At 64.7% G+C, this 13602-nt stretch carries 18 protein-coding genes; 15 read left to right on the top strand and 3 right to left on the bottom strand.

Going from position 1 to position 13602, the window contains the following annotated elements; translation table 11 throughout:
- The first annotated feature begins 89 nt into the window (after positions 1–89).
- The 5 genes from HG262_RS23355 to HG262_RS31065 all read left to right on the top strand — a co-directional run bounded on the left by HG262_RS23355 (position 90) and on the right by HG262_RS31065 (position 4461).
- Positions 90–659 (top strand): DUF6152 family protein, encoded by a 570-nt coding sequence (locus tag HG262_RS23355; protein WP_169273291.1) that lies wholly within the window; start codon positions 90–92, stop codon positions 657–659.
- Between the two features lie 43 nt (positions 660–702).
- The gene (locus HG262_RS23350; RefSeq protein WP_169273290.1) at positions 703–1197 is read left to right on the top strand and encodes a hypothetical protein; all 495 of its coding nucleotides are present in this window, start codon (positions 703–705) and stop codon (positions 1195–1197) included.
- Positions 1198–1562: 365 nt separating this feature from the next.
- Complete coding sequence (locus tag HG262_RS23345; RefSeq protein WP_169273321.1) at positions 1563–2555, top strand: aldo/keto reductase; 993 nt, start codon at positions 1563–1565, stop codon at positions 2553–2555.
- A 194-nt stretch (positions 2556–2749) separates the two neighbouring features.
- On the top strand, positions 2750–3880 hold the full coding sequence (locus tag HG262_RS23340; protein ID WP_211187735.1) for an MFS transporter: 1131 nt from the start codon (positions 2750–2752) through the stop codon (positions 3878–3880).
- 26 nt (positions 3881–3906) lie between these two features.
- Entirely contained in the window at positions 3907–4461 is a 555-nt protein-coding gene (locus HG262_RS31065) for a cyclophilin-like fold protein (RefSeq protein ID WP_248293467.1), read from the top strand.
- 84 nt (positions 4462–4545) lie between these two features.
- On the opposite strand, the gene HG262_RS23330 is transcribed toward HG262_RS31065, so the two are convergent.
- On the bottom strand, positions 4546–4884 hold the full coding sequence (locus HG262_RS23330) for an antibiotic biosynthesis monooxygenase (RefSeq protein ID WP_169273288.1): 339 nt from the start codon (positions 4882–4884) through the stop codon (positions 4546–4548).
- Between the two features lie 103 nt (positions 4885–4987).
- Between HG262_RS23330 and HG262_RS23325 the strand changes: the two genes are divergently transcribed.
- Positions 4988–6466 (top strand): PLP-dependent aminotransferase family protein, encoded by a 1479-nt coding sequence (locus HG262_RS23325; protein WP_169273287.1) that lies wholly within the window; start codon positions 4988–4990, stop codon positions 6464–6466.
- Positions 6467–6477: 11 nt separating this feature from the next.
- On the opposite strand, the gene HG262_RS23320 is transcribed toward HG262_RS23325, so the two are convergent.
- Positions 6478–6759 carry a hypothetical protein gene (locus tag HG262_RS23320; RefSeq protein WP_169273286.1) on the bottom strand — a complete coding sequence of 94 codons (282 nt, stop codon included), beginning with the start codon at positions 6757–6759 and terminating at the stop codon, positions 6478–6480.
- Positions 6760–6883: 124 nt separating this feature from the next.
- Between HG262_RS23320 and HG262_RS23315 the strand changes: the two genes are divergently transcribed.
- The 5 genes from HG262_RS23315 (at position 6884) to HG262_RS23295 (ending at position 10336) form a co-directional block, all read left to right on the top strand.
- Complete coding sequence (locus HG262_RS23315; RefSeq protein ID WP_169273285.1) at positions 6884–7846, top strand: tripartite tricarboxylate transporter substrate binding protein; 963 nt, start codon at positions 6884–6886, stop codon at positions 7844–7846.
- 4 nt (positions 7847–7850) lie between these two features.
- Positions 7851–8492: a glutathione S-transferase family protein gene (locus HG262_RS23310; RefSeq protein WP_169273284.1), complete on the top strand. Its 642-nt coding sequence runs from the start codon at positions 7851–7853 to the stop codon at positions 8490–8492.
- Between the two features lie 10 nt (positions 8493–8502).
- Positions 8503–9285: an aldolase gene (locus HG262_RS23305; RefSeq protein WP_169273283.1), complete on the top strand. Its 783-nt coding sequence runs from the start codon at positions 8503–8505 to the stop codon at positions 9283–9285.
- 86 nt (positions 9286–9371) lie between these two features.
- On the top strand, positions 9372–9926 hold the full coding sequence (locus tag HG262_RS23300; protein ID WP_169273282.1) for an XRE family transcriptional regulator: 555 nt from the start codon (positions 9372–9374) through the stop codon (positions 9924–9926).
- 44 nt (positions 9927–9970) lie between these two features.
- Positions 9971–10336: a cupin domain-containing protein gene (locus tag HG262_RS23295; RefSeq protein WP_006222026.1), complete on the top strand. Its 366-nt coding sequence runs from the start codon at positions 9971–9973 to the stop codon at positions 10334–10336.
- Positions 10337–10364: 28 nt separating this feature from the next.
- Here HG262_RS23295 and HG262_RS23290 read toward each other — a convergent pair whose 3' ends face one another.
- On the bottom strand, positions 10365–10733 hold the full coding sequence (locus tag HG262_RS23290; RefSeq protein WP_211187733.1) for a hypothetical protein: 369 nt from the start codon (positions 10731–10733) through the stop codon (positions 10365–10367).
- 228 nt (positions 10734–10961) lie between these two features.
- Here HG262_RS23290 and HG262_RS23285 point away from each other — a divergent pair, with 228 nt between their 5' ends.
- From HG262_RS23285 to HG262_RS23270, 4 genes are all read left to right on the top strand, one after another.
- Positions 10962–11663, top strand: a complete 702-nt coding sequence (locus HG262_RS23285) for an STN domain-containing protein (protein WP_169273281.1) — start codon at positions 10962–10964, stop codon at positions 11661–11663.
- Positions 11653–12222, top strand: a complete 570-nt coding sequence (locus HG262_RS23280) for an RNA polymerase sigma factor (RefSeq protein WP_169273280.1) — start codon at positions 11653–11655, stop codon at positions 12220–12222. The genes HG262_RS23285 and HG262_RS23280 overlap by 11 nt, the downstream gene beginning before the upstream one ends.
- Positions 12213–13181, top strand: coding sequence for a DUF4880 domain-containing protein (locus tag HG262_RS23275; RefSeq protein WP_169273279.1), 969 nt, complete (start codon positions 12213–12215; stop codon positions 13179–13181). Before HG262_RS23280 ends, HG262_RS23275 begins: the two co-directional genes overlap by 10 nt.
- Before the next feature lie 111 nt (positions 13182–13292).
- A partial coding sequence (locus HG262_RS23270; protein WP_169273278.1) for a hypothetical protein occupies positions 13293–13602 on the top strand: 310 nt, incomplete at its 3' end.

The following is a 13602-nucleotide window of genomic DNA, read 5'->3' as shown; positions in this document are numbered from 1 at the left end:
ATGAGGTCTATACCGGAGCCCCCATCAGGCCGAGACGCCAGGTTCTTTTCGGTCTCGTTGTGCAACCGATGAAAACGGAGAGCAGAAGCATGGCAAGTACCGGCCGGAAACGCATCCACGGGGATGAAGCTGCATCGCGAAGCCGCCGGCGCGGGATCCTCCGCGCTGCCGCGCTGGCGGCGCTACCGCTGGCCACGCTGGTGCCGGCCCTGCCGGCGTTCGCCCATCACGGGTGGGCGGGCTTCGACACGGACCGCCTCGTCTACCTCGCAGGAGCCGTCTCGTCGGATGGTGTCTGGGGCAATCCGCACTCGCTTTTCGACGTCACGCTGGACAGCAACCTGCCTGCCCGCACGCCCAAGCTGGCGATCCCCAAGGCGTTGCAAGACCCCGAGGACAGTACCCGGGTCCATGCGGCCCCCTCGTACAAAGGCCCTCACAAGGCGCTGCAGATCATCATCGCGCCACCAGCCTGGTCTGGCAGGTGGGGCCTGGGCCGCGCGCTGAAGGTCGGGGAGCGTTTCCAGGCAGTCGGCTACATCAATCGAACCGACGACGGCATGTTTCGGCCGGTCGTGTTCTGGTACGGGCCTGACGCAGTGCCTGTGAATCAGGTGCTCGGCAACACGCTCCCGGTACGGGCCCCGCTGCCGAGATAAGGCGTGCTGCACACGACATCGCACCGATCGGGATTGAACGAACATGCCTGATTGGCTCAACTCATTGCTGAAACTGTTGCAGGGCTCTGCGCTCGGCGAGGCGGTGCGCAACGCCGAATACCTCTATCCCGTGCTTGAAGCCAGCCACATCCTCGGCATCGCTCTCCTTGTCGGCCCGGCTTGCACCTTTGACCTCCGATTGCTGGGCTTCGGACGCCGCGTTGTGTCCGTCACCTCGGCTGCGCGCAATCTGCTGCCCGTTTCCCACGTCGGTTTTGTCATTGCCGTCATCACGGGGATCGCACTGCTAAGCGCGCAGGCGACTGTGGTCGTTGGTACCGGAGCCGCGCCGTGGAAGCTCGGCCTGCTGATCCTCGCCTGCCTCAACGTGCTGGTGTTCCATGGTGGTATCTACCGCCGCGTCCATGAGTGGACGGATGCCGCGGTGACCCCGGTCGCCGCCCGCATCGGGGCGGGCGTGTCGCTGACTGCATGGACAGGCACGGTCTTTGCCGGCCGGCTTCTCGCCTACACCTGAGCTTTGGCTGATTGGTTAGCTTAGCTAATAAGCCCTAGAAGCTTTCATTAGCTAGTCAAGTTGACTACCGCGCGCCACATTAGAGGCATGAAGAAGTCAATGCCGATATGCCCGGGTTCGCTGAGACGCCAGACCCTGATCTTGCTGGAACTTTAATTTGAAAGGTATCGAACATGAGCATGCAGGACATCAATGATCGTCGAATCGCAGACGAGTCCGTTGTGGCTGCCGATCGACGCGGCTTTCTGAAAGCAGCGGGCATCGCCGCGGCTGGCGCTGCACTGCCGATCGGGGCTGCATCGCTGGCGACGCCCGCTGTGGCGCAAACGGCACAACGCAGCACTGCCAGCGGCCAGACTTACACCATGGGCACGCGCAAGCTGGGTGGCCTCACGGTGTCGGAGTTGGGCTTCGGCTGCATGAGCAACAGCCCAGGTCACTACGGCCCTGGCGTGGACCGCGCCACCAGCATCCGCGTGATCCGTGACGCCTACGAGCGCGGCATCACGTTCTTCGACACCGCCGAGGTCTATGGCCCCTATGTGAACGAGGAACTGGTCGCCGAGGCGCTGGGCCCGGTGCGCAACCACGTGGCCATCGCCACCAAGTTCGGCTTCAAGATCGACGGCACCAACGGCCTGGACAGCCGCCCCGAGCGCATCCGCCGCGTGGTCGAAGAATCGCTTAAGCGCCTGAAGACCGACCGCATCGACCTGTACTACCAGCACCGTGTGGACCTGACCGTGCCGATCGAGGACGTGGCTGGCACCATCAAGGACCTGATCCAGCAAGGCAAGGTACTGCACTTTGGCCTGTCGGAGGCCAGCGCGCGCACCATCCGCCGCGCCCATGCGGTGCAGCCTGTGTCCGCCGTCCAGACCGAATACTCGATCATGGAACGCAGCGTGGAGCACAACGGCGTGTTGCAGGCCTGTGAGGAACTGGGTATCGGCTTCGTGCCGTGGGGACCGCTGGGCCAGGGCTTCCTGTCCGGCAAGCTACCGCTGGATACGCAGGCCAAGTTCGACGGCAAGACCGACCTGCGCAAAACCTTCCCGCGTTTCAGCGCCAAGGTCATGAAGGCCAACCAGCCAATTCTGGACTTCCTCAAGGCCTTCGGCGAGAAGAAGGGCGCCACGTGCGCGCAGATCGCCCTGGCTTGGCTGGCGGCACAAAAGCCGTGGATCGTCTCCATCCCCGGCACGACCAACCTGGACCACTCGCGCGAGAACCTCAGCTCGATCAACGTCAACCTCACGCCGGAAGGCCTGCGCGAGATCGAGGCCGGCATGGCAAAGATCACCGTCCATGGTGGTCGTATGGACGCCAAGCAAATGGACCAGATCGGCAAGGACTGAAACCCGCAGGGCCGGCGCTGCCCTGCGTCCACCCCGTCGCCGTGTTCGCTGAGCGAGAGCGGCGTTTTCCATAGACACCAGGGCAGAGAACAGAGCATTCCATGACAACCCAGGCAGGTAGAGCCCAAGCGGGCACCTTTTCCACTCAACGCGACACCGAGGCGCGGCCCGCGAACTGGAGCGGCGTGTTCGCGATGTCGCTGTGTGTCTTCGCGCTGATCGCCTCCGAATTCATGCCGGTCAGTCTGCTGACGCCGATGGCGGCTGACCTCCACGTCACCGAGGGCATGGCCGGACAAGGCATCGCGATCTCCGGCGCGTTCGCGGTGCTGACCAGCCTATCGATTTCGTGGCTGGCCGGCGGCATGAACCGCAAAACGCTGTTGCTGGCGCTCACGGCACTAATGGCTGTCTCCGGCGCCGTGGTCGCGCTGGCGTCCAGCTATTTCATGTACATGGTCGGCCGCGCGCTGATTGGCGTAGTGATCGGTGGTTTCTGGTCGATGTCGGCGGCGACGGCCATGCGGCTGGTGCCAGCCAGCCAGGTGCCGCGCGCCCTGGCAATCTTCAACGGCGGCAATGCGCTGGCGACGGTGGTTGCTGCGCCACTGGGGGCATGGCTCGGCTCCGTGATGGGCTGGCGCGGTGCCTTCTTCTGCCTGGTGCCCGTGGCCGCGATCGCGCTGCTCTGGCAGTGGATTAGCCTGCCAGGCATGCAGGCCCCGGAGCGCGCGCCGGGTTCGGGCAACGTCTTCAAGGTGTTGGCGAGCCGGCCCGTAGCCCTGGGTATGGCCGCCTGCGGCGCTTTCTTCATGGGGCAGTTCGTCCTGTTCACCTATGTGCGCCCGTTCCTGGAGGCGGTGACACACGTGGAGGTATCCACGCTGTCGCTAATCCTGCTGGTGATCGGGGTGGCTGGCTTCATCGGTACGGCGCTGATCGGTTCCATCCTCAAGCGCAGCCTGTACGGGACGCTGATTGTCATCCCCGCCCTCATGGCGGCGATCGCGCTGGTGCTGATTCCCGTGGGTGCCTGGGTCCCTGCCGTAGTCGTGCTGCTAGGCTTGTGGGGCCTGACGGCGACCTCGGCCCCAGTGGGCTGGTGGAGTTGGATCGCCGAAGCCATGCCCCACAACGCGGAGGCTGGCGGTGGCCTGATGGTGGCGGTGATCCAGTTGGCCATCGCCCTGGGCTCGACCGTGGGCGGCCTGCTGTTCGATTCGGCAGGTTACCGCAGCACCTTCATGGCGAGTGCCGCTGTTCTGCTGTTCGCGGCCTTCCTCGCTTTCCTCACCGCGCGCTCGCAAGTACGGCAAGCGGTCTGAGCGGCCCGCCACACCTGGAGAAGCCCATGACCATGCGCCTCAGCATCTCACGCAGCAGCCATCGCCAGTGGGCCTTTGAACACCGCTCAGCGCGCGGCCTGGCGGCCATGCAAGCGCTGGGCCTGCTCTGCGGCCTGTTCGCCCTCGGCGGGTGTGACGCTGCCCAGTCAGGGGTTTCGGCCAGGCCCACTATCTCAACCGCCGCTGCCGCGGCAACCGTCCAACCGGAGGAATCTCGCATGTGGATGACCGTCGGCGAACGCCGCTTCGCCATCACCCTGGCAACCACCGAAGCCGCCCAGGCATTCGCCGCCATGATGCCGCTCACGATCGACATGGCCGACCTCAACAGCAATGAGAAACATGCGGAGCTGCCGAGAGCACTGCCAACGAACGCCAGCCGCCCCGGCACGGTCCGTAACGGCGACCTCATGCTCTATGGCTCGAAGACCCTTGTCGTCTTCTACCTGACCTTTGACTCGTCCTACTCTTACACGCGCCTCGGTCGCGTGGACGACCCGAGCAGCTTGGCCCAGGCACTCGGCCGTCGTGACGTCCGGGTCGCCTTCTCCAAATACTAGGCTGCCAGCCCACTCATTGACCATTTAAAGGAGATTTCCACGAGCATTGCCTACGATTTCAAGGGAAAGAGGCTAGCCCATGGCTTACCCTTGACGGGCAATTCCCGTTCGATTCAATGGATGCGCGAGACGCCCGTCGCCATAGAAGGTGACTACCTCTGCAATGACAACCTGATAGCCGCGTAGCCAATTGGCTTGCTGTTGTTTGGCCTTGACGTGATCTTTATGTTCCACCAGCTCTTGAAGCGCTTCCATCGTGCTCCAGTAGTACACGTTGGAGACCGCGCCGGTGGTGGGATTCTCCCAGGCTTCCTCACCCAAGTAGCCGGGGATAGACCTTGCGATCGCTGCGATGGTGTTGTCCAGCGCATGGAATTCATCGTCGTAAGTGCCGGGCAAGAACGTAAAGGTCGAGGTGTACATGGGCTTGAAAAATCAATGCCAAGGCGGCCGGGGAAAAGGCGGAACTATCGCTCGATTCTGGCACAATGAAAACGTCCAGTTTCATCGTTTTTGCTAAAGCCAGTTGAAGACTTCTCATCAGACTCCGGCATTCAGTGCCGACACCAGCCGTGGCATTTACGAGGGGCTCAAGGCGCAGATTCTCGATGGCACGCTTCGAGCCGGAAGCTTCTTGCCGTCCACGCGAGCAATGGCCGTCGACCTTGCCGTGTCCCGGACCACAATTTCCGCTGTCTACGATCAATTGGCGGCCGAAGGATATGTGGAAACCCACCAGGGCCGACGTGCGCGTGTCGCTCAGGGGGCCAGCGTATCGCCTGTCCCGAAACGCGCGGTTCGTCTGGAAATGGGTGGGCCTCGGGCATTGTCGGCGTATGGGAAGAAAATCTGCGAATTTTTGGTCGAGGGGCCAGTTTCAGGTCACGGCGCGGACCCTCAAGTGATCGACTTCCTTTATGGCGCCTTGGCGTTCGACGATTTCCCAATCTTGGCTTGGCGTAAAGCGTATAGCCGCGCCCTGGTGCAGCGTCAGCATCGTCTGTACTACGAGGCGCCCGAGGGCGAACGGATGTTGCGCGAGGCGCTCGCGGGCTATCTTCGCCGTGCCCGAAGCCTCATATGCCACCCGGACCAGGTCGTCATCGTGCACGGTTCGCAGCAAGCCATCGACTTGTGCGCACGGGTGTTGGTGGACGCCAAGGACAGGGTGTTGGTGGAGGAGCCTTGCTATGTCATGGCCCGCCGCATTTTCGAAGCCGTTGGGGCCAATGTGCAAGAGGCTCCGGTTGACGAGCAGGGTCTCGTGTCGGAGCGTCTGCCGGAGCGGCGATCCAAACTGATCTATGTCACCCCCTCGCACCAGTTTCCGCTGGGAGGGGTCATGCCAATCACCCGGCGCAAAGAGCTCTTGGCCTGGGCAGAGCGGCAGCAAGCCTGGATCGTCGAGGATGACTACGATGGGGAGTTTCGCTATGGGATGCGCCCTGTTGACGCGCTGCAATCCGTGGATGACAAGGGTAGTGTGATCTACATCGGGACGTTCTCCAAAGCCTTGTCCCCGCAGCTGCGCTTGGGCTACCTGGTGCTGCCTGATGCGTTGGTCTCCGTGTTTCGCGAGGCCAAGCGCTTGATGGATCGGCATGCACCCAGCCTGGAGCAGGCGGCGCTGGCGTCTCTCATCGTTGACGGCACCTATGAGCGTCATGTCCGCCGTTGCCGACGTATGAATGAATCGCGCAGGGAGGCGCTGTTGCGGGCATTGGACAACCATCTCCCGGATGCCGTCGAGGTGATGGGCTCGGCGTCAGGACTGCACGTGGTGGTTTGGCTGCTGCAAGTGGCGAAGGACGATGAGGCGGAGCTGGTCCGTGTGGCGCGCAAGCAGGGCGTGGGCGTGCGCCCCATTTCTCCGTTGTATGCCTCGGGGGACCAGCATCGTGCGCGGCAGTGCGCCGGCATCATTCTTGGCTATGCCAGCCTGACACCGGCTGACATCGATGAAGGCGTTCGAAGGCTTGTACGCGCGATTCAGGCGTTGGGGTGAGCGTGCGCCGGTCATCCGCCAAAGCCCAGAATCAGTCCCTGCCGCTTGTCAGGGCAGTGTTCTGAATAGGTGGGAGACAAGGCCCGGACGGCAACGCCCTGCACAGCGGCTTGGCGCGCGATCGCGATATCGTCCAACGCATTTGCCAGCCAGACCAGCAGATGCAGGCCTTGTTCGATGGGCTGAACCTCGGTCGGCTGTTGCGGGATGCCGGTCCATCTGCGCAGAATAGAAGAAGATCTCCGCACAATGCCAGGTGTTCCCCACCAAATCCAAAAGTCGAACTTCAACAAAAAAGGCGAACTTTATTCCTGCTGCTCAGGGATTTCCCCAATCACATTGTCCTTGCGGAAAATCAATGCTCTATAGGACACTTTGTGTCATTAGGGCCGATACGGCGAAATCAAGGGGAATGGCATGAAGGTTCTGGGCAGATTGGCCGCGCTGGTGCTGGCGGCGGGAATGGCGGCAGGCGCGCACGCGGCGTTTCCGGAGCGGCCGGTCCGGTTGGTGGTGCCGTTTGGCGCGGGCGGCATCACGGATATCGTGGCGCGGCAGGTGGGCAAGGGCATGGGCGACGTGCTGGGGCAAAGTATCGTCGTTGAAAACCGGCCGGGCGCGGGGGGCGTGATCGCCGCGCAGATGGCGGCCACGGCGCCGGCCGATGGGTACACGATCTTTATGGGGACGGTGGGCACGCAGGTCGTGAACCCGCTGATCTACAGCAAGTTGAGCTATGACGCCGACAAGTTCGCGCCGGTGGGCATGGTGTCGGGGTCGCCGTACGTGCTGGCGGTGCGGGCGGGGTTGCCGGCCGCGTCGTTCAGTGAATTCGTCGCCTATGCCAAAGCCAATCCGGCACGCTTGAATTTCGGGTCGGCGGGCAATGCCAGCTCGCCGCACCTGGGACTGGAGCTGCTGAAGCTGACGGCGGGCCTGGACATTGTGCACGTGCCGTTCAAGAGCGGCAGCGAAGCGGTCAATGCGGCCATCGGTGAACAAGTGGACGTGGTGATGGACGCCAGTCCGGTCATCATGCCGCACGTGGCGTCGGGCAAGCTGCGCGCCTTGGCGGTGGCGGCGGACAAACGCCTGCCGTCGGCGCCCGCGGTGCCGGCCAGCCCCGAGGTGGGCGATGCGCAGTTGCAGATCAGTTCGTGGAACGCGTTTTTCGTACCGGCTGGCACGCCGCCCGACGTGGTGGCGGCCTTGAACGCCGCGTTGCAAAAGACGCTGGCGTCGACAGAATTGAAGGAACGGCTGGCGGCGCAGGGCACCCAGCTTTACACGGGGACGCCGGACGAGTATCAGCGCTTCATCGCCACAGAGAAGGCCAAGTGGGCCCAGATCGTGAAGCGCGCCAACATCAAGATGGATTGACGGCATGACACAGATGACGCATCCGCTGGCGGGCCAGCCGCTGGAACTGGCCGACACGCTGCGCTCGGGCAACGCGTGGAAGATCCGGCTGGCCTGCGGTTTCATGGGCCTGCCGCTTGCGCGGCGCACGTTCGACATCGTGCAGGGCGACCTTGAGACCGACGCGTTCGCGCGCATCAATCCGTGGCGCCAAGTGCCGGCGTTGTTGACGCCCGAAGGCGAGTGGCTGGCCGAATCGCAGGCGATCCTGTGGTATCTGGCGCAGGGCACGCCCTGGCTGCCGGCGGACCGGTTGGCGCAGGCGCAGGTCAGCAGTTGGCTCAGTTTCGAGCAGACGCAGCATATGCATGCCTTCGCGCAGCCGCGGCTGTTGATTCATCTGCGGCAGACCGCGGCCGTGGACGATCCGGCGATGGTGGCGTGGCGAACGATCGGCATGAAAGCCGCGGCGCTGATGGATGCGCATCTGGCGGGCCGGCGCTATCTGGTGGGCGACGCGCCGACGATTGCCGACGTGGCGCTCTATCCCTATACCAGCATGGCGGAACAGGGCGGCTACGACCTGTCCGCCTTTACCCACATTACTGCCTGGCTGGCGCGCGTGCGCGCCTTGCCGGGATTTACGCCGCTGATCGACGCGGCATGACGGAGACATGATGAGCGATACGATGCACCTGGGAAAAGACGAACTGATCGCGCGGGCGAAAGCCGAAATGCAGCGCCAGTTCGATACGCCGCAATGGAGCTTGCGCGAGCGTTTGGCACTGACTTGCCGCATCCTGTTCGACGGTGGCCATGATTCCGGGCTGGCCGGCCAGATCACGGCGCGTGCGGCGGAGCCGGGGCGGTACTACACGCAGCGGCTGGGTTTGGGGTTTGATGAAATCACGGCCAGCAATCTGCTGGTGGTGAATGAGGACTTGCGTGTGCAGGAAGGCGGTGGCATGCCCAATCCGGCCAATCGCTTTCACTCCTGGATCTACCGCGCGCGGCCGGACGTGAACTGCATCATCCACACGCACCCGTTGCATTCGGCGTCGCTATCCATGCTGGAGGTGCCGTTGGAAATCTCGCACATGGACAATTGCCCGTTGTATGGCGACGTGGCCTTTCTGAAGGATTGGCCGGGCGTGCCCGTGGGCAACGAGGAAGGCGAGATCATTTCGGCGGCGCTGGGCGACAAGCGCGCCATCCTGTTGTCGCATCACGGCATGCTGATTGCCGCCGGCTCGGTGGAGGAGGCCTGCGTCCTGGCCTTGCAGTTTGAGCGGGCCGCGCGCATGCAGCTGCTGGCAATGGCCGCCGGCAAGATCCAGCCGATTCCGCCGGCGCTGGGCCACGAGGCGCATGACTGGATCCTGACGCCCAAACGTTCCCAGGTGGGCTTTTCGTACTACGCCCGGCGTGCGTTGCGCACGCATGCCGACGTGCTGGCCTGACGGAACGCAAGCCGGCGGGGCAGGGCGGCTCGACGGCGGGGCCGGTTTCGGGCATGCTTACCGGTCGGATTTTTGACCCTTTGCCCATGATCGATCTGCCCCACCGCCTACGTACCCTGCGCCGTCAGCAATCCTTGTCCCTGGAACAGCTGGCGCAGCGCACGGGCCTGACCAAAAGCTATCTGTCCAAGCTTGAGCGCGGCTTGAGCGAACCGTCGATCTCGACCGTGCTTCGGCTGGCCGAAGCCTATGGTGTTGGCGTGTCCCAATTGGTGGGGACGGATGACGCGGCCCAGGACGAAGTGGTCAGCGTGGTCCGCGTGGCGGACCGCGAGGCCCTGCAACGCGGCGGGCTGGGCAGCGAATATCATTATGAATCGCTGGCCGGGCGCCGCAAGGTCAAGGCGATGGAGCCCTTCGTGGTGCATCCGCCGCGCGAATTTCCGGACGCCGCCGCCGTGTTCCCGCATCCGGGCGAAGAGTTCCTGCTGGTGCTCAAGGGCGCCATCGAAGTCTATGTGGGCGAACGCCAATTCCGCCTTGAGACCGGGGATTCACTCTATTTTGACTCCGAACTGCCGCACCGCATGCGCACCGTCAGCCGGGCCATGGCCGAGGTGCTGGTGGTGGCGGCGCATTAAGCGCAATCGGCTGTCGACCGCACAACGATATTGATAGGTGTCCCATGAAACATGACCAGTCGCGGCTCGTCCGCATTGATGCCGGCCCGCTGAAGGATCCGGTGCCCGGCAAGCCCCGCCGCCCGATTTCGGGCGATGCGGCGTTCCTGACCGTGACCGCCTTCGAAGGCAATGCGGGCAAGGCCGAGGCCGGCGTTTGGGAAAGTACCGCGGGCGTATTCCAGTCGAACACCACCGGCTACATCGAATTCGGCTACATCGTCGAAGGCTCGGCCCGGCTGGTCGACCCCGACGGCACCGTGCACGAACTGACGGTCGGCGAGGCCTTCGTCATGCCCGAAGGCTATACCGGCCGTTGGGAAGTGGACCAGTTCGTCAAGAAGATCTACTTCATCACGCGCTTGGGTTGACGCCCCGACGCGGGAACCGTCTGCGACCCTATGGCTTCGGCCGTTGCGGATAGGCCGACGTGCCAAAGGTGTTGCCCATGCGGTTGCCGATGGTGGCCGGCGTGGGCAGTCCCATCTGATTCGGCGGGCGCTGTGTGATTGCCTCTGACTCCAGGCCCGGCGCCGGACGGTGAGGGGCGTCGGGCGCCATCTTCTGGTTCAGGCAGTCGTAGGACAGCGCCCGATACCCGTTCACTTCCGTCTCGATGCATGCACCGCCTGGCGCGGTGGGTTTCTGCACGTTTGGCGCGGGGGCGGCAGGCGCTTGGGGCTCGGCGGCCGACAGCGGCGGCCCGGCTAACGCGGCGGACAGCGACAGCAGCACAACGCGGCCAGCGGCCAGGGGCACTATGCGCATGCGCGCTCCTTATGCAGTGCCGGCGAATCGCGGCCGGCGTGATCCATAAAGTATAGGGAGAACGGATGCCGGGCAGGTGACCGTTGCGTGTCGCGCGTGGGGTCGTATCGGCAAAGGTGTCACGAATGCGTCATTCGGCGCCTCTAGCATGGCGGCTTTTGTTAGGGCGGGCGCCCAGGCGCCTGGTGTCGCGGCCATGTCTGGCAATTCCCTCTTGCGGTCACGTTCATGAGCGGCGCTTTCACGGGCTGTGGCGTGGCGCTGCGCGCCGGTCTGGCCTTGAGCCTGTTCATGCTGGCGGCGGCCCATTCGGCGCATGGCGCCGATGCGCCCCGCTCCGCGCCGCCGCCCAAGCCCATCGCGTTTGCGATCGCCGCCCAGCCCCTGGCGCAGGCGCTGGTCGAGTACAGCCTGGCCAGCGGGCTGACCGTGTTGGTGGACAGCACGTTGACCGATGGCCGGCAGGCCCCGGCGGTGATCGGCAACTACACGCCGGGCGATGCGCTGCGCAAACTGCTGGCGGGGTCGCCCCTGGCGATCCGCTATGCCAGCGCGCAGTCGTTCACCCTGGTCTCCAGGGAGCAAGAAGCTGCCGCTGCGCCGAGGTCGAGCAAGCGGCTGCGGGATACCCCCTATGCTGCCGTGGTGCAGGGCGCGTTGAAGCGCGCCCTGTGCAAGGCGACGGGCGCGCAGCCAGGAAATTATCGCGCCTTGGTGCAACTGTGGTTTGACAAGGCCTGGCGGGTCAGCCGCGTCGGCTGGGTGGCGACGACCGGCTCGCCGGGGCTGGACGGCAGGCTGGAGGCGGCATTGCGCGGCGTGGTGATCGGCCCGTTGCCGGCAGGCATGCCGCAACCGCTGACCGTCCTGCTGGAACCGCGCAGCGCTGTCGAGTGCGCGGAACCCACCGGAGCCGGCCGTGCGGGATAGCAAACCGGAAACCTCGCTGCGTTCCTTGTTCCTGGAACGCTACAACGACTTTCGTAATCAGCTGAAGCGGCGGCTCGGATCGGAAGACCTGGCGCACGACGCGATGCAGGAAGCCTTTTTGAAGGTCAATGACCTGCCCGCCAGCTCGTCGATTCAGCAGCCGGCGGCCTATCTGTTCCGCGTGGCGTTGAACATTGCGGAAGACCAGCGGCGCAGGGACTCCCGTCTATTGACGGGGGTGGAGATCAGCGAATTGATCCACATCACGGACGAGGCCGCGGACCCCGCGCGCATCGCGCAGGGCCGCAGCCAGGTCGACGCCTTTCAGCGTGCGCTGCGCAAATTGCCCGAACGCACGCAGCAGATGCTGCTTGCCGCGCGCGTGCACGAACTGCCCCATGCCGAGATCGCGCGGCGCTACGGTGTGTCGGAACGCATCGTCTCCAAAGAACTCAAACGCGCGTTGGAACATTGCGCGCGGGAACTGCACGTGGCGGGCGCGGGATCGGGGGAGTTGCCCGGCCGCACCGCAGGCGGGGATGAAGAACCATGGCACTGACGATGAGCATGCCCGGAAACAACAAGAACCATGACGTGGCGGCGCGCGAGGCGCGGGCCTGGTTGCTGACGCTGACGTCCGGTCGCGCCACCGAGGCCGATGCGCGGGCGTTCCGGGAATGGCTGCGCGCCGACCCGCAGCGCCAAACGGCATTTGCTGCCCAGAAGCGCCTTTGGCGCGATGTGGGGCCGGCCGTGCAGGCGGTGGTGGCGGAGGGCGCCCGCAACCGGGCGCGCAAATCCCTGATGACGGGACGGCGGGCGTTCCTGGGCGGCGCATTGGCGGCGTCGGCGGCCTATCTGGCTTTCAAGCCGCCCTTGGGGCTGTGGCCCGGGTTGGATGCGCTGGGGGCGGATTACCGCACGGCGGCGGGTGAGCAGCGGCGGGTGTCGCTGGGCGAGGCGCTGGACGTCCAGATGAACACGTTGACGCGCATCAATGTCAGCAGTAACGGCGACGGCGCTGTCATCGAACTGGCCGACGGCGAGGCCGAGATCCGCAGCGGGCCGGCGGCGGCCGTCGTGGTTGCGGGGAAAGGGCGCATCACGGCGAAGGATGCGGTGTTCAACCTTCGGTATATCGGCGGCGAGGCGCGGCTGTGCTGCCTGTCGGGTGTTGTGCGGCTGGCGCACGCGCAAGGCGTGTTCGACGTTGTGGCCAACCGCGAGCTGCGCTACGACGACCAGTGGGTGATGCCGCCGGTCCACGTCGACCCCGCCATCGTGACCGCGTGGCGGCAGGGCTGGCTGGTGTTTGACCAGCAGCCGCTGGCGCAAGTGGTGGATGAGTTGAACCGCTACCGGCGCGGGCGCCTGGTGTTGATGAACGCGCAATTGGGCAAGCGCCTGGTGCAGGCGCGTTTTTCGCTGGCGCAGGTGGCCGATGCGGAACGTCTGATCCGGGATGCCTACGGCGCGCATGTGACCCGCCTTCCCGCAGGCGTCGTCCTGCTGTCCTAGGCGGATTGGGCCCCGGCGTCTTGATGAATTATTTGTGACAGGGTTCTGGTCGGCATTTTTCCATCCGTCTGTCTTGTTCTAGGTGACGAACACGCGCGATTGGAACAAGGGATGGCGATCATGCAGGCACGGATGTCGGAATTGGGCAGTAAGAGGAACACGGCGCGCACGCCTGGGCGCGGGCGCGCGAACTGGCGTCCGACGCCGTTGTCGCAGGCGGTGACGGCGCTATTGATCGCGGGTAGCGCCAGCGGCGCGGCGCAGGCGCAAACGCGCGCGTTCAGCCCCGGCTGGTTTTCCGACAAGAATGCCGTGCAGTCCACCGCGCAACGCACGGGGCGCATGCCCGACGGCAGCGTCGCGGGCATCGGCAGCAGCGTGCGTCAGCAACAGCAATCCCGCCAGCAGTTGCAGCGTTCGC

This window comes from Achromobacter sp. Bel (assembly GCF_012928505.1).
Taxonomy (GTDB): Bacteria; Pseudomonadota; Gammaproteobacteria; order Burkholderiales; family Burkholderiaceae_B; genus Achromobacter.
Note: the sequence above shows the minus strand (reverse complement) of the source record. Positions and strands in the feature narration are given on the sequence as shown.